Origin of the sequence: Fodinicola feengrottensis, from assembly GCF_010993775.1 — a bacterium.
GTDB lineage: Bacteria > Actinomycetota > Actinomycetes > Mycobacteriales > HKI-0501 > Fodinicola > Fodinicola feengrottensis.
The window spans coordinates 38894-57909 of record NZ_WOTO01000012.1; the positions used below are offsets into that span (position 1 = coordinate 38894).

Here is a 19016-nt window from a genome sequence, read left to right on the forward strand (position 1 = left end):
CCGTGATGCGCGACACTATATGGCGCGCGCGACATGGATGTCGTGTCATATAGTGACGTGACATGGAGATGGGGAGGTCGCGATGACCGAGATTCACTTCCGGAAAGTGGTCGTCGACCGGTTCGGCGGGCCTGAGGTCCTGCGTACGGTCGAGACGACCCTGGCCGCGCCGCCTCCTGGGCACGTACGGCTGAAAGTCCTCGCGATCGGCGTCGGCTTCACCGACCTGATGGCGCGAAGCGGCGAATATTTGTTGCAGCGCAAGGTTCCTTTCAGCCCCGGCTACGAGCTGGTCGGTGAGGTGGTGGACACCGGGTCCAATGTAGACCTGGCTCCAGGTGTCCGGGTTGCCGTCTCTCTCCCCGAAATGGGCGCGTACGCCGAGTACGTCACGCTGCCAGCGTGGCTGGCCGTGCCGGTGCCAACTGGTCTCGACACCGTCGTCGCCGCCACCATCCCACTCGACTACCTGACTGCTTTGAGTGTGCTGGAAACACATGCACGTGTCGGTGCGGGTGATCCGGTGCTGATCCAGGGCGCCGGTGGTGGGGTCGGGCAGGCGCTCAGCCAGCTGGGAAAACTGAAGGGCCTGCGGATGTACGGCACGGCCTCGGCGGAGGGCAGCGCGCAACGGCTGGCGCGTACCGGCGTCCGGTTCATCGACTATCGCCGGGACGATTTCGTTGCGAGGATGAGGGAATTCGAGCCCGGTGGCGTCCAGGCGGTGTTCGACCACATTGGTGGCGGCAACCTGCGTAAGGGATATCGGCTGCTCAAACCCGGCGGGGTGTTGGTGAGTTACGCCTTCGCCGGACGGCCTGGTCACATGGTCGGTGACACCGTGCGAGGTGGTGCGCGCGTACAGCTGATGGGTCTCCTGCCGGGAAAACGAACCGGCCTTTGTATGCTGCCCAAGCAGGCGCGATCCCATTCCGATTGGTATAGGGAAAGTCTGGGCCGGCTCCTCACGCTCGCGGACAAAGGTGACCTCCGACCGACGGTCGGTGCCACATTTGGCTTGGCGGAGGCGGCAAAGGCGCACCGGGCGCTGGAAGATCGCGCTGTCACTGGCAAAGTCGTGCTGGTGACCGGGTGAGGGAGGGCCATGAAAGCCGTCGAGGAGCTGCGCTATCTCGTTCTGGCCCTGCAGCGCGAAGGCAACCGGCTGCTGGCGGCGAGCCTGCGCCCGCTCGGCCTCACGCCGGCCCAGGCCGAGGTGGTCGGCATCCTCGCGACCCGGCCGCCGCTGTCCCTCAACGGCATCGGTGAGCTGCTGGTCTGCGAGTCGGGTACGAGCCCGAGCCGGATCGTCGACCGGCTGGTCAGTGCCGGTCTCGTACGACGGGAGGGCACGCCGGCGGACCGGCGGCAAGTCCTGCTGTCGCTCACCGACCAGGGCCGTGCGCTGGCCGAGCGGGTGGCCGAGGTCGAGGACGGGTTGCACCAGGCGCTGCTGAAAAACCTCATCGGCGACCGGCCGATCGACGGCACAGTGGAGTTGTTGAGGGAGCTGGCGTCCGGTTTTCCGGCGGGACAGGCGATCCAACGCCGAAAAGGCGGCGCCGCTAATTGACATGCCGATTCACCGGTTCCCGTGCCAAGATAGACGGCAAATGGGAGAACCTTCTTTGAACACGAACATCTCAAAAACACTGGCACGGCCGAGATCGAGCTGGACGACTGGTCCCTCGAAGAGGAGCCCGTCCAGGAGTCCGGCTTCGACGGCGACCAGCTGGACCTTGCCGAGCGCCACGCGCTTCGCCGGGTCAGCGGTCTGTCGACCGAGCTCGAAGACGTCACCGAGGTCGAGTATCGGCAGCTCCGGCTGGAGCGGGTCGTGCTGGTCGGCATCTGGACCAGCGGCACGGCCGAAGAGGCCGACAACTCGATGACCGAGCTCGCCGCACTGGCCGAGACGGCCGGCTCACAGGTCCTGGAGGGCCTGCTGCTGCAGCGTCGCGGCAAGCCTGACGCAGCGACGTACCTGGGCTCGGGCAAGGCCCGCGAGGTGCGCGAGGTGGTGCTCGCGACCGGCGCTGACACCGTCATCTGTGACGGCGAGCTGGCTCCTTCGCAGCGCCGCCAGCTGGAGGACATCGTTGGCGTCAAGGTCATTGACCGGACCGCGCTGATCCTGACATTTTCGCGCAGCACGCGAAGAGCCGGGAGGGCAAGGCGCAGGTCGAGCTGGCTCAGCTGGAATACTGCTGCTGCCGCGACTGCGCGGTTGGGGTGAGTCGCTGTCCCGGCAGGCCGGTGGTCGGGTCGGTGCGGCCGGCGGCGGCATCGGCGGCCGTGGTCCCGGTGAGACCAAGATCGAGCTGGACCGGCGGCGGATCCACAAGCGGGTTTCCAAGCTGCGGCAGGAGATCGCCGCGATCAAGACGGTCCGTACCACCAAGCGCGCCAGCCGCAAGCGCAGTGAGGTCCCGGGCGTGGCGATCGCCGGCTACACCAATGCCGGCAAGTCCAGCCTGCTCAACCGGATCACCGGCGCCGGCGTGCTGGTCGAGGACGCGCTCTTCGCGACCCTGGACGCGACCACCCGGCGGTCCCGGATGAGCGACGGCCGGGAGTACACGCTGTCGGACACCGTCGGGTTCGTACGCCATCTGCCGCACCAGCTGATCGAGGCGTTCCGCTCGACGCTGGACGAGGTGGCGGACGCCGACCTGCTCGTCCATGTCGTCGACGGCTCGCATCCGGACCCAGGGTCGCAGATCTCCGCGGTCCGGGAGGTGCTCGCCGACATCGACGCGCTGACCGTGCCGGAGCTGCTGGTCGTCAACAAGATCGACGCGACCGCGCCGGAGACACTGCTCAAGCTGCGCTCGGAGCTGCCGAACGCGGTGTTCTGCTCGGCGCGTACGGGCGAGGGCATCGACGAGCTGCTCGCGGTCATCGAGGAGCGGCTGCCGCACCCGGCGGTCGAGGTGCGGGCGGTCGTCCCGTACGACCGCGGGGACCTGATGCACCGGCTGCACGAGCACGGCGAGGTGCTCTCCACCGAGCACACCGACACCGGCACCGCGGTCCACGCCCGAGTCGCCGGCTGGCTCGCCCACGAGCTGGCCGCCTACACCGCCTAGCTTTTTCACCGCATCGACGCGATGCGTGCGGATATCCGTTACGGCGGCGCGAAACTGTCGTACCCCCCTGTATAAATTGGCCCCCACCCAGATCGGGTGGGGGGTGGGTTTGAGGACGCGCGTAGGCGATTTTTTTTTTGCGTTTCTTGAGGTTTCTGGGGCCGTTGGGGCTGTACGTGCTGGAGTGGCTCGTTCCCGCTGGTGTTGATCTTGGAAGCTGGTCTTGGTCGTTGAGTGCGGAACAATGTCCCGCAGTCGATGTCGAGTGCGGGACATTGTGCTGTACTCGATGAGACATGGGTTGCCCAGTGGCGTTTCGCGCCGTACCGGGTATTCCGGTGGACCCTGGACAAGCGTAGGCAGCGGGGCGTTGCGGACACGGGCTTGAGAGACAGGGGAGACCTGGCCGTTCGAGTGGGCCGGGGCGGGATGCGACACTGGCGGGGAGGCATCGCGACGCGCTAGGCACTGGAGGCCGTGGGAATGACGTTGACCGGATTGGGCTGGATCGTCCTGGTGGTGGTCGTCATCGGCCTCGGGATGGCGGTGCCGGCGGCGTCGGCATCTTCCGGCACCGGCAGAGCGTCCAGTCGGCCGGCGGTTCGGCGCCCCGGCAGTCCGCCGGTTCGTACAACCGGGCCGCGCCGAACCGGGCGACCCCGAACCGGGCGCCGAACCGGCACGACCACTCTGCGTACGACGACTACGAGAGCGACCGGTACGAGCAGCGCCGCGGCGCGGAGCACGACGACCAGCACGAACCCTTCGGCCGCAACCGCTCCGGCGCGGTGACCCGGACCTGGGTGCCTGGTGGCGGCGACCCGATGAACGACGAGACCGCTGTCATCCCGCGCTACGTCGAGGACGAGCCGCCGCCACCGCCCCAGCGCCGCGGCAACCCTCGCGCGCCCCGCGACGACCGCTGGTAAACAAGCTGGTAAACAAGCGGCTGGTAGCCAAACTCAGGTGATGTCGCGGCGCAGCGTGGTACGGGTCGCGACGAGGGTGAGTGCGGCGACGTAGGCCAGGAAGAGCGCGGCGCCGGCCCATCGGGATCGGGAGCAGGTCCACACCCGGCAGGTGCCAGCCCAGGAGAGCCTTCTCGGCCCCACTAGGCAGCCATTTCCCGACCGCTGGCAAGAAGAAGACCAGCAGGAACTCGGCGTAGTAGAACCATCCGAAGGCCAGCGACACGGCGACGATCTGTTGGCGTACGAGCGCGCCGATGGCCAACCCCAACAGCGTGTAGAGCGTGCTGCCCACCACGCATCCCACCAGGATCGCCGGCACGTCCGCCTCGAAGACCTGCTTGCCGGCGGAAGCCAGGGACACGGCCGCGGTGACCGCGGTCGCCGCCGCCGCGACGGCCGAGATCAGCAGACCGGTCAACGCGTACGCGACCGCCTTGGCGGCCAGCACCCGCTCGCGTACGGGCGACGCCAGGAAGGCCCAGGTCACGGTCTGGTGCCGGTATTCCCCGGTGGTCCCGAGGATGCCGAAAATCAGCAGAAACAAGTAGCTCTGCTGTGCCATCTGGTAGATCCCGGCGATCCGGTCGTGCGCCGTCTCGCCGGGGCTCGGTTTCAGCACGAAGACATCAAGGATCGTCCATAAGACACAGAAAATCACCGCGCCCGCGGCGAGGATCCAGCTGCTGCGGACCGAGCGGATCTTCAAAAACTCGGCGCGTACGAGATCGTTCACCGGGCCACCGCCGCCCGGGTCAGGTCCAGGAACGCCTGCTCCAGGCTGCCGCCGGCGGTCAGCTCGGCCAGCGTGCCGGTCGCCAGCAGCCGGCCGGCGGCGACGATCACCACGTGATCGGCTACCTGCTCGACCTCGGTGAGGACGTGGCTGGAGACCAGTACGGTCCGGCCCTGGCCGGCGAGATCGCGTAGGAACGATCGCATCCAGTGCATGCCGTCCGGGTCCAGTCCGTTGCCTGGCTCATCGAGAATGAGCAGGTCAGGACGGCCGAGCAGAGCAGTGGCCAGGGCCAGCCGCTGCCGCATACCCAGCGAGAAACCGCCGACCCGGCGGTCCGCCACCGAGGTCAGGTCCACCTCGGCCAGTGCCTCCTCGGCGCGCTTGGCCGGCAGCCCGCCGGCCGCACAGTGCGCCAGCAGGTGTGTACGGGCCGACCGGCCGGGATGGAAGGCGCTGGCCTCCAGCACCGCACCGACGGCCCTGAGCGGGTCCTTCAGGTCGCGGTACGGCCGCCCGGCGATCGTCGCGGAGCCGCTGGTCGGTCGTACCAACCCGAGGATCATCCGCAGCGTCGTGGTCTTGCCGGCTCCGTTGGGGCCCAGAAATCCGGTGACCGCGCCGGGCTGGACGGTGAACGAGAGGTCGTCGACGGCTCGTACCCGCCCGAAGGTCTTGCCGAGGTGCGAAACGGTGATTGCTGTCATGGCAATGACGATGGCGAAACCGGCCGCTTAGCACGTGGTCCCGCGAGTGGACTTCGCGACGCGACCGGGTGGACTCCGTCTCCACCCGTGATCCGATGGGCGCCCCGGGCGCGCCGCCATACTGTGAGTTGTGGCATTCAAGGTCCCGCGGCTGCGTCCGGCCCTACTGACGCTTGGGCTGGTCTACGGGTTGGTCGGCGCGGCCGCCGCGGCGATCCCGCCGTACGAGGTGCGAGGTGTGCGCGGAGCCGCCGCGGTCGTGCTGCTGACCGCGATCGCGACCCTCGGGTACGGCGGTGGAGTGCTCGGCCCGGCGCGCTGGAAGACGGTCTTGTTGCTGGTGGCGACGGTGGCGGCCAGCGGCCTGAACGTGATCAGTCCGTACACCGGACTGGCCTTCGCTTTCACCCTCCCATGGGTGGCGGCGGTGGTGGTCCGGCTGTGGAGCCTCGTGGTGGTGTCGCTGGTGGGCGTCGCGGTCACCAGCGTCACGCTGTTCCTCGGTGGCGTGCCGGAGTCGACGAATTTCGGCATCACGATGGGTCTACTGTTTACCGGTGCCTTCGCGGTGGCCATCGAACAAGTGGTGGCCGCTCGCCGGCAGACCGAGATCGCGGCCCGGGCCCGGGCCGGCGAGGCGGTGCTGGCCGAGCGGCAGCGCCTTGCCCGCGAGATGCACGATCTGCTGGCGCACACGCTGTCCGCGCAGATCGTGCATCTGGAGGGCGCTCGGCTTCTTATGGAACACGGAGATCGGCAGGAACAGGCTCTGCAGCAGGTGACCCGGGCGGTCCGGCTGGCTCGCGACGGGCTGGATGAGACCAAACGCGCGCTGGAGGCGCTGCGCGGCGATGATCTGCGGGTGACCGACCGGTTGGAAATGCTGGCGGGCGAGTTCCGTGCGGTCAACGATGGGCAGTTGGCGCTGGACATTGCCTTGGAACCGGAGTCGCTGGCCGCCGAGGGGCGGTGGGCGATCGTACGGACGGCCCAGGAGGCGCTGACGAACGTACGCAAGCACGCGGCCGGCGCGAGCGTCGCGGTCCGGCTCCGCTGCGTCGGCACGTGGTGCGAGCTGGAGGTCACCGATTCCGGCGGCCGGCCCGGCGACCTCGCGGACACCGGTGCCGGCTTCGCTGACCGGCATGCGAGAGCGCGCCGAGCTGATCGGCGGGTCGCTGCTGGCCGACCGGTCCGGCGATGGCTTTCGGGTACGCCTGCGGGTGCCGCTGGGAGACCCCGGATGACCGGCCCGGCCCGGGTCGTGGTGGTCGACGACCAGACCGTCGTACGCGAGGGGCTCGTACTGATCCTCGGGCTGCTGGCCGGTGTCGAGGTGGTCGGCACCGCGGCGGACGGCGAGCAGGCCGTCCGGCTGGTCGCCGACAAGCAGCCTGATGTCGCCCTTATGGACCTGCGGATGCCGCGGATGGACGGCGTGGAGGCGACTCGGCGGATCCGTACGCACCATCCGGGCACCCAGGTGGTGGTGCTCACCACCTACTCCGACGACGAGTCGGTGTTGGCCGCGCTGCGGGCCGGCGCCCGCGGCTTCCTCACCAAGGACGCGCATCCGGACGAGATCGCCCGCGCGATCTGGGTCGTACGAGACGGGGACGCGCAGTTCGATCCGGCCGTGCAGCGCCGGCTGGTGGACGCGCTCGCGGCCGCCGAGCCGGTCGCGCCGGACGGCCTGACCGCCCGCGAGGTGCAGGTGCTGGCCATGATCGCGGCCGGCAAGTCCAATGTGGAGATCGCCGCCGAGCTGTTTATTTCCGCCGCTACCGTCAAAACGCACATCAACAACCTGTTCGCGAAGGCTGGCCTGCGGGACCGCGCGCAGGCCGTCGCCTACGCCTTCGCGCATGGTCTCAGCGATCCGCGATCCGCAGCCGCCGCCCCGCTCGCGCTGAACCTGTTCGTCTGGAACATTTTCGTAACACCGGACGTGGCACGATGCGGCGCGGGAGGAATCACTGGATGCGCGTACTTGTCGCTGAAGACCAAACCGTGTTGGCCGATCTGGTGGGGGAGGGGCTGCGCCGGGAGTCTTTTGCGGTGGACGTTTGCTATGACGGTTTAGCGGCTGACGAGCTGCTCACGGTGAACGCGTACGACGTGGCCGTCCTGGACCGCGACCTGCCCGGCCGGGGCGGCGACGAGCTGTGCGCTGGCATTGTCGCGTCCGGCGGCTTCACCAGGGTGTTGATGCTGACCGCCGCGGCCAGTCTCGGGGAGCGGGTGAGCGGGCTCAACCTGGGCGCCGACGACTACCTGACCAAACCGTTCGAGTTTCCCGAGCTGGTGGCGCGGATCCGGGCGCTGGGACGGCGTTCGCATCGGGCCGTACCCGCCGTCCTGACAGCCGGTGACGTGGTCCTGGACCCGGCCCGGCACACGGTCAGCCGCGCCGGAATGGACATCCGGCTGTCGCCGCGGGAATTCGGCGTACTCGAAGTTCTGTTGCGGTCACAGGGAAACGTGGTGAGCGCGGAGGATTTGCTGGAGCAGGTCTGGGACCTGAACGCCGACCCGTTCACCGGCACGGTCCGGGTGGTGATGTCCCGGCTGCGGACGAAACTGGGAACGCCGGCGGTGATCCAGACCATCCCCGGAGTCGGATACCGGATCTGACCGGCGGCTGGCGAGATCCGCCAGCCGCCCGACGGTCAGTGCTGTTTTAGTAGCGCTGGTACGAAAATGGCTGCGTCAATGGTGCCCCATCCGGACACCACGTCGAAACCTGGGGTAGCCGCGAATCCGGGAACGTCACCGTAGTTGTTGTTTCCGGTCGTCACGTCGACAATGCCGGCCTTGAGGCCCTTCGGGCCGAGCTGGTAGAGCTTGCGGTTGAGGTCCCCAAGGGGCTTGCCGTGGTTGGACTGGGTGGCCAGCGCCAGTACGCCGGCGAAAAGCGGCGTCGCCTGGGACGTACCGCTGATGCCCTCCATCGAGATGTCCGGGATGGACCGCTGGTTGCCGCCGATGATTTTCTTCACCCCGGCCTGGAAAGCGGGCCGCTGGAAGACCTTGGACAGACCCCCGCCGGTTTCCGGCCAGACCGTGTCCGGCGTCGTACGGGCGCCGGTGGAATCCAGGTGCAGCACGGTGCCGCCGATCGCGGTCACCAGCGGATCCGAGGCCGGCCAGCCGACCGCACGGAACGGGTAGACATCCTGGCACTGGTACGCCGAGTTGACCGTGTTGCTGGTCGCGCCGCAGTCACCGGTCGCGGCGACCACCGGCACGCCGGCCAGTTTGGCCCGCCGCAGGGTCGGATCGAGCGTCTTCATCGCGTTGATCGGGGTGAAGGTGTCCTCGGTGGCGGACAGGCTCATCGAGATCACCTGGGCGAGCTTCTTCCTGACCAGGTAGTCGATCGCGGTCATCATCTCGGGCAGCCCGACCAGGCCCTGCGTCTCGTTCACCGGAGTGGCCGCGACGATGATTTTGGCCTGCGGCGCCATCAGGTGAATCATCATGACGTCGAGGTCGGTCTCGCCGATCCAGTCCCGGCAGCCGTTGGTCGGTGCGGTCTGGTCGTTGCAGGTCGGCAACGGCCCGGCCGGAGTGAGTGTTTCGACATCGGCTGGCGGTAGCCCGTGCGAGGCGTCGAAGGTGTCGATCACCGACTTGATATCGGGATCGCCGAAGGACACGATCGTCGCCACGCTGGTGCCCAGGCCGGTGATGCCCTTGTTCCACAGGCCCTGCACGCCGTACGCCTTGACCTCCCGCGGCAGCTGACTGGCCGCTTGGCTCATCAGCCTCGCGCGGTCGGCCGGGGTGGCGCCCTGGCCGACCTGGTGCGCGAGCTGACTGAGATGCGCCTTTTGCTGCGTTTGGGTGGCGGCCGGGCTCGGCGGCGGTGCGGCGCTGGCCGGCGCGCCGGCCAGGCTCAGGGCCACCACGGTGGCGGCCAACCCGGCCAGCGCGCTGGTCGTACGACGGTGCTGAGTCACTCTGGGCCCATCCTCTACTGGTCGTCGGCGACTGCGGGCGACTTTACGGCCACCTTTGTCCAGGACGAACAGTGTGCAAGGATTTTTAAGAGTCCAATAAGGGACAACTATTGTCCGGCCGCCAAAACCGTGCTCGGCGCGAGTTTGGCGGCCCGGGCCGCCGGAAACCACCCGGCGATGCCCCGGCTGCTGCCACCGCCGCGCCCAGCCCGAGACCCAGCGCCGGCCACGGCAGTTGCGGCGGCCAGTGGCTGATCAGCGCGTAGCAAGTGCTGACCCCGAGGCCAAGCACGATGCCGAACACCCCGCCGAGTCCGGAAAGCAGAATCGCCTCGGTGAGGAATTGGGTACGGATCTGCCCTCGCCGCGCGCCCAGCGCCCTTCGCAGGCCGATTTCCGGGGGGTTCTCTCCAGCACCGAGATCACCATCGTGTTGGCCACCCCGACACCACCCACCAGTAGCGCGATCGCACCCAGCCCAAGGAAGAGCTGGACGAAGGTCGCGTCCGCCGACAACTGGGCGGCGAGCGCGTCCGACGGCCTACTCACCGTGACCTGACTGGGATTTTCCGGGTTGACGCTCTGCGCGAGGACGTTGCGTACGTCCGCCACCGAGTCGTTGTCGCTGCGCTCGTACACGGTCGTGGGGTGGCCGTCGAACCCCAGCGCGCTGCCGGCGATGTCCCAGCCGACCATCGCGGCCCAGTCCAGGTCCGGCGCCAGCGTGATCGGCGCGAGAATGCCCACCACGGTGAACCATTTGCCGCCGAGGTAGACCTGCACACCCGGAGCGTCGATGCCGAGCTGACGGGCCGCTTGAGCGCCCAGCACGACGGCCGGGAAATGCGCGGTGGCCGGGTTCAGCCAGACGCCTTTGGCGAGATGACCGGAAATAGTGCCGAGCAGGTTGAGTTTGACCGCGGTGACCTTGATGTTCCCGCTCGCCAGCCGGTTGATTTTGTCGTTGCGGTAGACATTCGCGTTTTCCACGTTGCCAATCGCACTGGCGGTCTGGACGGGACCGATCCGCTGGACCATGCCGACCGCGTCCTTGGGCAGTTTGGCGTTGCCACCGAAAATGTCCTTGCCGGGGCCGACGGTCAGCAGGTTGGTGCCGAGTTGTTTGAGCTGGTCGTTGAGTTTGGCGTGGCTCGCGGTGCTGATGCCGAGCACACCGCGACCATCGCGGCCACCCCGATCCCGATGCCCAGCGCGGAAAGGATGGCGCGGGTGGGCCGCCCGACCAGGCCGGCGAGCCCGGCCCGGATGAGATCGACGGGTGCTTGCCGGGCCCTGCCCGGAATCTCGGTCACGCTGTGGCTGGTCGCCGTCCGCAGGGCACGGCCTGGCATGTCGGTCACTGCCGCCTCCCGCTGTCGTGCCGCACTTCGCCGTCCAGGATCGCGACTGTACGAGGCATCTCCTGCGCGATGGCGTGGTCATGGGTGATGACCGCGATGGTGGCCCCTTCCGCGTTCAGGTCATGGAAAAGTCCGAGGACACCGCGACCGGACGCGGAGTCGAGCGCGCCGGTCGGCTCGTCCGCGAGCAGGATCGACGGCTCGCCGGCGAGCGCGCGGGCGATCGCGACCCGCTGGTTCTCGCCGCCGGACAGTTCCCGCGGCCGGTGCGTGAGCCGGTGGCCCAGGCCCACCCGGTGCAGCGCCTCGGTCGCCCTTCTGCGTCGCTCAGCGGGCCGGATTCCCTGATACAGCAAGCCAGCGGCGACGTTTTCCACCGCCGACAAATACGACGTGAGGAAGAACCGCTGGAACACGAAACCGACCCAGTGCGCTCGTACGGCCGACAACTGCCGGTCCGGCAGGTGCGCGACATCGTGGCCGTTGACGCGTACGACACCCTCGGTCGGATGGTCCAGCGTGCCCATCATCTGCAGCAATGTTGACTTGCCGGAGCCCGATGGTCCGACCACGGCGAGCAGTTCTCCGGACTGGATGCGCAAAGAAACCGAACGCAGTGCGCGTACGTCGCCGGGATATGTTTTGCTGACCCCGGAAAGCTCGATCACCGGTGTCATTCGGCGGCCACCGTGATCTTCATGCCCTCGGTCACCCCGGCGCCGGAGACCTCCACCCGGTCGCCGGCGTACATGCCGGTGGTGACTGGGACCAGTCGCCGGCCAGCCGGCGTCACCTGCTGGACGGCGTACCCGCCCTCGGCCAGCGCGAGCAACGCAGACACCGGCACGGTCAGCACCTTTTCCTTGTGTTCGGCGACAAACAGCACCTGTACGGGTGCTTGGTCCAGCACTGTCCCACCTGCGCCCAGGGTGATCGTCACCGCGACAGTAGGCCCTGAGTTGGAGTCCGGACCATTGGGTGACGGAGTCGTCGCGATCGCACCGACCGAGGAGATCTTTCCCGGGACATTGCTGCCGTCCGGCATGGTCACCGTCACCGCACCGCCAGCCTGCGCCTCACTTTGCTTGTCCACCGGCATTTTCACGGTCACCACCCGCTGTGTCCCGGAGGCGTCGAGGATTTTTCCCTGCGCGGGCTGGCCCAACACGCCACTGACCCCGGTCACCCTCAGGTCGCCGGACTGCAACACCACCGACGCCGGATCGATCCGACCGGTTTCCGGGACAGCCAAGGATTTCTGCCACTTCTTGACTGCGGTCGTGGTGGCGTCGGTGAATTCCTTGTTCGGCGTACGTACGGTGGAAATATCCGAGGTCGGACAGGTTCTGTTCCAGCTCCTTCACGTCCACGCCGTCGCTCATGCCGGCCGCGAGGGGCCGCCAGAACGGGGGGTGGATCCGCGCAGCAACGGGACCGGCTGGTTATTCACCCGATAAACCGTTTCGCCCTGGCCAATCACCTTGCCCACCGAAGGTAACCAGGTGATGATCCCAGCGCCGGCCGCGGACACGGTGAATCCGCCGCCGTAGCCCAAGGTTCCGGCCACGCTGTCCTGTCGTACGAGATCCTGCCTGGTCACCGCCGTGGTCGGCGCCGCCAGCGGCTGGTTGTTGGCCGCGCTGGCCCCTTGGTCCCGGGTGGCGATCAGCACGGCACCGCCAGCGCCGGCGGCGACCACCGTTCCGAGGGCCGCGAAAATGACATTTCTGCGCGTCGTCATTTGCCGGTCGCTTCTTTCTCACATTTCTGGAAAGTTGGCGCGTCCTTCTCGTCGATGGTGGTGCCTTCACGTGGGTCGTCGGAGACCTTGATGCCGTGGGCACGCAAGCACTTGTTGAACTTCAACCGCACCTGCGGATCGCTCATCGTGCCGGGCCCGCTCGGCGGTGGCGGCGGCGCGTACTTCTGGCACGCCTCGTAGGCCTTGGTGGTCTTGTCGCCGTCCTCGCCGGCCGGGATCGCCTGGGTCGCGCCGGCCGGCATTTTCGGGTCCGGGTCGGGCATATCGACACCATGCGCGCGCATGCAGCCGGAGAACTTCAAGGCCCGCTGATAAGCGTCGGTGGGCACGTCGTTGCCGCTGTTACCGGTCGCGTTCGCGCTGGGAGTGCCGACCGAGGCCACCGGCGTCTTGGATCCGCCGCCGCAGGCCGAGAGTGTGACCACCGCGACGGACAGGACGACGAGAGTGGAAATCCGAATGATCTTCATGTTGGGATTTCTAGTCGCGATGGCGTTACAGCGACGTTTCGATAGATGGGAACGTTAGTGAAACATCGGACATGACAGCATCGGAGCAGTCACGAAAAGGAGAGTGCCGATGACCGCGCGTGCTCGGCTGGTCCTGGCCTTCGGGGCCCTTTATGTCGCCGGCGGCATCGCACTGATCGCCGCCATCTATTTCCTCGTCCAAGCCAACCTGGTTCACCAGCTGAGCGACACGATCATGGTGGCGGCTGTCAAGGCAACGCCCGGAGACTACACGGGCTATCAACCGACTTATCCGACCTACCCGGCAGTGCCGGCCGCCCACGGGATCGCGCTGGCCCACGTTGCGGAGGCGTCCGGGCAGACTGTGCTGACGAAGCTGTTGCTGACCTCCGGGTTGTCGTTGCTGATCATGACGATCCTGTCGCTGGTCATGATCTGGTGGTTGTCTGGGCGGGTTCTGCGGCCCGTGCACGAGATCAGTGCGTTGGCCCGCCGGCTGTCGTCGCAGAGCCTGCATGAGCGGATCGAGATGGGTGGCCCGAAAGACGAGCTGACGGAGTTGGCGGACACTTTCGACGCGATGCGGGAACGGCTGGAACGGTCCTTCGAGAGCCAGCGCAGGTTCGTCGCGAACGCCTCACACGAGTTGCGTACGCCGGTGGCCGTGCAGCGAACGGCGATCCAGGTCGGGCTGGCCGATCCGACCCCACGGCAGCTGGTGAAGACCAGGGAAAGCCTGCTGGAAGCGAACCGGCGGATCGAGCACCTGCTGGACAGCCTGCTGGTGCTGGCCCGCAGCGACCGCGGGCTGGACCACCGCGAGCCGGTCGACCTGACCAAGGCCGTTGATCGCCGGATCTCCGTACACACGGCGGCCGCGGCGGCGCGTGGGGTCGAGATCGAAGCGAGCCTGGACGACTGTTGGGTGGCTGGCGACCCGGCGCTGTTGGATCAGCTCGTGGACAACCTGGTTGGGAACGCGATCCGGCACAACGTGGACGGCGGGCACGTCGCCATTCGTACCAGCCAGGACGACGGCCTGGTCGTCAGCAACAGCGGCCCGAATGTGCCGGACGAGCTGGTGGGCAGGCTTTTCCAGCCGTTCCAGCGTGGCGACGGTCGGACGATCGCGGCCGGCAGCGGTCTTGGACTGTCCATTGTGGAGTCGATCGCACACGCGCACGACGGCACCGTCCAGGCCAGCCCGCGTCCCACCGGCGGTCTGGACGTCACCGTGTCGCTGCCGGCCGCGCCCTCGTGAGAACCGACCCGCCCCGGTGGTGGCGGCGGGTCGGTCGTACCGGCGTCAGAGCCGGCGCAGCACCGTGACGACTCGGCCGAGGATGGTCGCGTCGTCGCCGGGGATCGGCTCATACGCAGGGTTGTGCGGGATCAGCCAGACGTGGCCCTCGCGGCGGCGGAACGTCTTGACGGTGGCCTCGCCGTCGATCATCGCGGCCACCACGTCGCCGTTCTCGGCCACCGGCTGCTGCCGGACCACCACCCAGTCGCCGTCGCAGATGGCCGCCTCGATCATCGAGTCACCGGCCACCTTCAGCAGGAACAGTTCGCCGTCGCCGACGATCTCGCGGGGCAGCGGGAAGATGTCCTCGACGGCCTGTTCGGCCAGGATCGGGCCGCCGGCCGCGATCCGGCCGAGCACCGGCACATAGGTCGGGGTGGGCCGCTCGGTGACCTCCGCGGTGCCGTCGGCGCTGGCCACCGCGCCGAGCCGGTGCGGGCTTCGCACGTCCACCGCGCGCGGCCGGTTCGGGTCGCGGCGCAGGAAGCCCTTGCGCTGCAGCGCGGACAGCTGGTGCGCGACGCTGGACGGTGAGGCCAGGCCGACCGCGTCACCGATCTCCCGGACGCTGGGCGGATAGCCGCGGCGCTCCACCGAGTCGCGGATCACCGCGAGGATGCGGTTCTGCCGCTGCGTCAGGCCGGCCGGGTCCGGCGGGCCGTCCGGGAAGGTGCTGACCTTGTTCTCGGTGCTCGCGGCCTTCGCCTGCGGCTGGACACTGTCGTCGGACACCTTCGCGGTCTTGGCCGGCCCCTTGGACCCCTTGCTGGCGCGTCCTGTCTTACCAGCGGCCCGTGTCTCGTTCGACACCGTGTCCTCCCACGCTCGTCAATAGCCGACTCACGCCGACTCACCGCCATCGACCGGTCATCGCCGCCGCCGGTGAGCGCTCACCCGCGGTGCCCGCGGCGGCGCCCACAGCTGCGGGCCACCGGCTCGATGGCTACCGGCGGACCCGACGCTAGCCACCCGTACCGACAATTTCAAACATCTGTTCGAAGACACGCCGGGCGGCACTCGATTTTGTCGCACCCTCCTGGTAGACAAACCCGAACAGCTGTTCTATCGAACGCGCGTTCGGGTTCACGGTCTGGCTGAGTGGAGTGAGACGGCATGACGGAGATGGCGACAACGGAGCTCACGGCGATCCGAGCCGGCCTGCGTGCGCTCGATCACCGAAGCGTCGCGAGGGTGACGGAGGATCCGATGACGATGACCAGCGAGGCGTTGGCTCCGGTGATCGAGCTGTTTCCGGGGCGGTTCTCGACGCAGCCCCTGGAACAGGTCGTGCCCGAGCTCGACCCGCGGGTGCGGGAGCAGGCGATGTGGCGGCACCCGGCCGGCAAGGGCCGCCGGGTGATCGTCGGGCAGCACGGCCGACGCACTGGGCGGCACCCGGGCCTGCGGCTGACCCGGCGCGGCCGGGCCGTGCTGGTGATCGCCCTGGTGCTGCTGGCCGCCGGCGCCGCCTTCTGGTCGGCCCGCGCGATGGCCGCCCAGGAGAACCCGTCCAGCGCACCGGCGAGCGTTGTGGTCCAGCCCGGCCAGTCCCTGTGGTCGATCGCCGTGCGATATGACCCGAGCCGCGACCCGTCGTCGGTGATTCGCGATATCCAGCGGCTCAACGGGCTGTCCGGGTTGACGGTGTGGGCTGGGTATCGCCTGGTCCTACCGCCTCGTTCTGCTTAGTTTTTGGCTGGTTTGGCTCGAAGGTCACGGGCGGCGGTTGCCTCTGAGGAGAGGTAGATCCCGCGCTGCTCACTTGGTGAGTTGGGTGTCGTTTCGTACGGGCGCGGTGGGTTGGGCTGGTTCAGTGCCCCGTTTGTTCCGTTGGGATGGTTGGCCCTTCGCGAGGGTGACGTTGTAGAGGTGACAAACCAGGGCATTCCACCGCCTACAACGTCACCCTCGGCTGGATTTTCGTCGAATGCGGGACTTTGTCCTGCGGTCGACGTCGAGTGTGAGGTTTTGTGCCGCGCTCGACGCTGGACCCGTTGCCGGTGGGGCTGATGTGCCTACCGAGGCGTCCCAGTCCCGCCTGCCGGGACGCTCGATGTTGATCTTGGTTAGTTAGCCCGTACGAAGTGGACATTTTGTCGATTTGTCCGATTCGTGCGGGCCAACTAACCAAGATCAACAAAATGTAGCGGTACATCGGCGTCGCGGGCGGTCGGGTCGGGGGATGTGGAGCGCTGATTGTGGGGCATGCGGGCGGCGGGGCGACTGGGGGGGAGCGGCGGGAAAAGTGGATGTCTGGAATGTCCGGTGTGTTGCGCGTGTCACCACTTGCTTGCGGTTGCGGCGGTCTCGGCATAGCCTTCAAACCCAACATCTAGTAGTTACATGCGTGTAAGTCATCCACAGCTAGTGGAGGGTTACATACACCTCGTGCACAGCTTCTGCACAACCTGTCCACACATTGCTCCACAGGACGGGGTTGGGCGGCGCTGAAGCGGGGTAGGTAGAGGAGTGGGGGAGGTAGCCGTGCGGTGTCCGTACTGTCGGCATCCGGAGTCGCGAGTGGTCGACTCGCGGGAGGCCGACGAGGGCGCGGCGATCCGTCGCCGGCGTTCGTGCCAGGAGTGCGGTCGGCGGTTCACGACGGTCGAAGAGGCTGTGCTGGCGGTGGTGAAGCGCAGTGGCGCGAGCGAGCCGTTCAGCCGGAACAAGATCATCAACGGGGTCCGGCGGGCGTGCCAGGGCCGGCCGGTGGATGACGACGCGTTGGCGCTGTTGGCGCAGCGGGTCGAGGACTCGGTACGGGCCACCGGCAGCGCCGAGATCGGACGCACGACGTGGGGCTGGCGATCCTGGGCCCGCTCCGTGAGCTCGATGAGGTGGCCTATTTGCGCTTCGCGAGCGTTTACCGCGGGTTCGACTCGCTCGACGACTTCGAGTCCGAGATCGCCGCGCTGCGGACCGACCGGAGCCAGAAGCGCGGCGACCACGCCGTCGGCGCGCCGTCGCCGCGGCAGCCGGACGCGGACAGCGCGGGAGCGACCAGATGACCGCGGTGGATGGGGACAGAGCACGTGGGGACATAAGTGGAGCCGGCGGCGGCCAGGGCGCACAGCGGGGAGCGGTGGGCCGTCAGATCGGCGTTCGGGGCAGATTCCAGCGTAGAAAGGCAGGGGGGAACGTCATGACCGAGACGGTCGAAACCTCGACAGCTGGGGGGACCAGCGAGGGACCGGCGGATCGGAAGGGGGGCGCCGGCAAGGCCGGTACGACCGAACGCAAACGTTCGAAGGGTCTGAAGATCGAGCGCCTCTACACGAGCGCCGGCGTGCATCCGTACGACGAGGTCACGTGGGAGCGCCGGGACGTCGTGATGACGAACTGGCGAGACGGCTCGATCAACTTCGAGCAGCGCGGGGTGGAGTTCCCTGACGCGTGGTCGTTCAACGCCGTCAACATCGTGACCAGCAAGTATTTCCGCGGCGCGGTGGGGACCCCGCAGCGGGAGTCGAGCCTGCGCCAGCTGATCGACCGGGTGGTGCTCACGTACGGTAAGGCCGGCCGCGAGCACGGCTACTTCGCCACCGACGCGGACGCGGAGATCTTCGAACACGAGCTGACCTGGATGTTGCTGCACCAGGTGTTCAGCTTCAACTCGCCGGTGTGGTTCAACGTCGGTACGCCGTCGCCTCAGCAGGTCAGCGCCTGCCAGCCGTACGACGCGCTGGTCAGTTCACCAGCCGGCCTGATCCCGATTGGCCGCTTGGTCGACGATCAGGCGATCGGCGCCAAGGTGTTCGACGCGCACGGCGTGACCCGCGTCCTCGCGGTGAAGGCAAATGGTCGGAAGTCAGTTCTGCGCATCCACACCAAGGCCGGCCACGCGCTGGACGTCACTGCGGACCACCTGGTGTGGAAGAGCACTGGCGAGGGCACCGGACGGTTTGTCCAAGCCGGCACCCTCCAGCCCGGTGACCAGCTTGAATGGCACCGGCGCGACTCGTACGGCGAGGCCGAGATCGACCCGCGGGAAATCGCCGAGGCAGCGCTGGCCGGCTGGCTGCAGTCTGACGGATTCGTCGGCCAGTACGCCACCGGCACCAACCGGTCGCTCACCATCGAGGCAATGACTGTCACCGATGCGGAGCGTGCCTGGGTGGCCGATGCCGTCCGCCGCCTCTTCCCCGACGTGCACAGCCACGAGCAGAAGGTCGAAACTCAGGACAAGGTGATCGACTGCCGGCGCCTCCGCCTTTACGGCGAGTCTCTGCGGTCCTTTGTCGAACGCTGGCAGCTGTTGGTGCGCGGCCCGGCGATGGAGGTGCCGCCGCATCATCTCTACACGGCGCCGCTGCCGGTTGTCGCGGCATATCTGCGGAGCGTCTTCCAGGCCGAGGGCTATGTGTCGGCTCGGGAGCGCTCCACGCTGGTCGGCGTCGACATGGTCGGCGAGCAGCTCATTCGCGGTTTGCAGGCGCTGCTGGGCAGGTTTGGCATCTTCGCCCGGGTGAGCTTCAAGAAAAGACGAGCGGCCGGGGCGCGGCGGCGGAATCTGGCACCTCGGCATCCAGTCAGCCGGCGACCGGCGGACCTTCGCCGACGAGATCGGCTTCATCGACCCGGTCAAGGCCGGCAAACTGGAGCGTAGCTTCGACCTGCCCGGTCTGCCCGGCGAGAGAGACGAAGCGGCTGGAGATCGC

Annotated in this window: 19 protein-coding genes and 2 pseudogenes; 9 read left to right on the plus strand and 12 right to left on the minus strand. The window is 67.8% G+C overall.

The annotated features are described in order from the left end of the window. Positions 1–82: 82 nt before the first annotated feature. The 3 genes and pseudogenes from GNX96_RS13270 to hflX all read left to right on the plus strand — a co-directional run bounded on the left by GNX96_RS13270 (position 83) and on the right by hflX (position 3089). Positions 83–1096, plus strand: a complete 1014-nt coding sequence (locus GNX96_RS13270; RefSeq protein WP_163568320.1) for a quinone oxidoreductase family protein — start codon at positions 83–85, stop codon at positions 1094–1096. A gap of 9 nt (positions 1097–1105) precedes the next feature. Continuing rightward, positions 1106–1573: a MarR family winged helix-turn-helix transcriptional regulator gene (locus GNX96_RS13275; RefSeq protein WP_163568321.1), complete on the plus strand. Its 468-nt coding sequence runs from the start codon at positions 1106–1108 to the stop codon at positions 1571–1573. A 99-nt stretch (positions 1574–1672) separates the two neighbouring features. Further along, positions 1673–3089, plus strand: a pseudogene (hflX, locus tag GNX96_RS13280) (GTPase HflX). Between the two features lie 461 nt (positions 3090–3550). Here the strand turns inward: hflX and GNX96_RS13285 are convergent. The 3 genes from GNX96_RS13285 to GNX96_RS13295 all read right to left on the minus strand — a co-directional run bounded on the left by GNX96_RS13285 (position 3551) and on the right by GNX96_RS13295 (position 5500). Next, on the minus strand, positions 3551–3847 hold the full coding sequence (locus GNX96_RS13285; RefSeq protein ID WP_163568322.1) for a hypothetical protein: 297 nt from the start codon (positions 3845–3847) through the stop codon (positions 3551–3553). A gap of 85 nt (positions 3848–3932) precedes the next feature. Next, the gene (locus GNX96_RS13290; RefSeq protein WP_163568323.1) at positions 3933–4793 is read right to left on the minus strand and encodes an ABC transporter permease; all 861 of its coding nucleotides are present in this window, start codon (positions 4791–4793) and stop codon (positions 3933–3935) included. After that, positions 4790–5500 carry an ABC transporter ATP-binding protein gene (locus tag GNX96_RS13295; protein WP_163568324.1) on the minus strand — a complete coding sequence of 237 codons (711 nt, stop codon included), beginning with the start codon at positions 5498–5500 and terminating at the stop codon, positions 4790–4792. Before GNX96_RS13295 ends, GNX96_RS13290 begins: the two co-directional genes overlap by 4 nt. A 130-nt stretch (positions 5501–5630) precedes the next feature. Here GNX96_RS13295 and GNX96_RS61090 point away from each other — a divergent pair, with 130 nt between their 5' ends. After that, on the plus strand, positions 5631–7583 hold the full coding sequence (locus GNX96_RS61090; protein WP_163568325.1) for a helix-turn-helix transcriptional regulator: 1953 nt from the start codon (positions 5631–5633) through the stop codon (positions 7581–7583). Next, on the plus strand, positions 7481–8134 hold the full coding sequence (locus GNX96_RS13305) for a response regulator transcription factor (protein ID WP_163568326.1): 654 nt from the start codon (positions 7481–7483) through the stop codon (positions 8132–8134). The genes GNX96_RS61090 and GNX96_RS13305 overlap by 103 nt, the downstream gene beginning before the upstream one ends. Before the next feature lie 35 nt (positions 8135–8169). On the opposite strand, the gene GNX96_RS13310 is transcribed toward GNX96_RS13305, so the two are convergent. From GNX96_RS13310 to GNX96_RS13335, 8 genes are all read right to left on the minus strand, one after another. Beyond that, complete coding sequence (locus GNX96_RS13310; protein ID WP_163568327.1) at positions 8170–9462, minus strand: S53 family peptidase; 1293 nt, start codon at positions 9460–9462, stop codon at positions 8170–8172. A gap of 85 nt (positions 9463–9547) precedes the next feature. Further along, positions 9548–9817 carry an ABC transporter permease gene (locus tag GNX96_RS51460; RefSeq protein WP_279580281.1) on the minus strand — a complete coding sequence of 90 codons (270 nt, stop codon included), beginning with the start codon at positions 9815–9817 and terminating at the stop codon, positions 9548–9550. Continuing rightward, the gene (locus GNX96_RS13315) at positions 9718–10635 is read right to left on the minus strand and encodes an ABC transporter permease (protein ID WP_279580235.1); all 918 of its coding nucleotides are present in this window, start codon (positions 10633–10635) and stop codon (positions 9718–9720) included. The genes GNX96_RS51460 and GNX96_RS13315 overlap by 100 nt, the downstream gene beginning before the upstream one ends. Next, positions 10563–10823 carry a hypothetical protein gene (locus tag GNX96_RS51465; protein ID WP_279580236.1) on the minus strand — a complete coding sequence of 87 codons (261 nt, stop codon included), beginning with the start codon at positions 10821–10823 and terminating at the stop codon, positions 10563–10565. Before GNX96_RS51465 ends, GNX96_RS13315 begins: the two co-directional genes overlap by 73 nt. Further along, complete coding sequence (locus GNX96_RS13320; RefSeq protein ID WP_163568328.1) at positions 10820–11500, minus strand: ABC transporter ATP-binding protein; 681 nt, start codon at positions 11498–11500, stop codon at positions 10820–10822. Before GNX96_RS13320 ends, GNX96_RS51465 begins: the two co-directional genes overlap by 4 nt. Further along, complete coding sequence (locus tag GNX96_RS13325) at positions 11497–12075, minus strand: efflux RND transporter periplasmic adaptor subunit (protein WP_163568329.1); 579 nt, start codon at positions 12073–12075, stop codon at positions 11497–11499. The genes GNX96_RS13320 and GNX96_RS13325 overlap by 4 nt, the downstream gene beginning before the upstream one ends. Positions 12076–12201: 126 nt before the next feature. Further along, complete coding sequence (locus GNX96_RS13330; protein WP_163568330.1) at positions 12202–12564, minus strand: hypothetical protein; 363 nt, start codon at positions 12562–12564, stop codon at positions 12202–12204. Continuing rightward, complete coding sequence (locus GNX96_RS13335) at positions 12561–13055, minus strand: hypothetical protein (protein WP_163568331.1); 495 nt, start codon at positions 13053–13055, stop codon at positions 12561–12563. The genes GNX96_RS13330 and GNX96_RS13335 overlap by 4 nt, the downstream gene beginning before the upstream one ends. Before the next feature lie 109 nt (positions 13056–13164). Between GNX96_RS13335 and GNX96_RS13340 the strand changes: the two genes are divergently transcribed. Beyond that, complete coding sequence (locus GNX96_RS13340; protein WP_163568332.1) at positions 13165–14316, plus strand: sensor histidine kinase; 1152 nt, start codon at positions 13165–13167, stop codon at positions 14314–14316. 45 nt (positions 14317–14361) lie between these two features. On the opposite strand, the gene lexA is transcribed toward GNX96_RS13340, so the two are convergent. Continuing rightward, positions 14362–15090, minus strand: coding sequence for a transcriptional repressor LexA (lexA, locus tag GNX96_RS13345; protein ID WP_163568395.1), 729 nt, complete (start codon positions 15088–15090; stop codon positions 14362–14364). A 459-nt stretch (positions 15091–15549) separates the two neighbouring features. Here lexA and GNX96_RS13350 point away from each other — a divergent pair, with 459 nt between their 5' ends. The 3 genes and pseudogenes from GNX96_RS13350 (at position 15550) to GNX96_RS51470 (ending at position 18964) form a co-directional block, all read left to right on the plus strand. Next, positions 15550–16047 carry a LysM peptidoglycan-binding domain-containing protein gene (locus tag GNX96_RS13350; protein ID WP_279580237.1) on the plus strand — a complete coding sequence of 166 codons (498 nt, stop codon included), beginning with the start codon at positions 15550–15552 and terminating at the stop codon, positions 16045–16047. Positions 16048–16842: 795 nt separating this feature from the next. Continuing rightward, positions 16843–17366, plus strand: a pseudogene (gene nrdR, locus GNX96_RS13355) (transcriptional regulator NrdR). A gap of 134 nt (positions 17367–17500) precedes the next feature. Further along, entirely contained in the window at positions 17501–18964 is a 1464-nt protein-coding gene (locus GNX96_RS51470; RefSeq protein WP_279580238.1) for an LAGLIDADG family homing endonuclease, read from the plus strand. Positions 18965–19016: the final 52 nt, after the last annotated feature.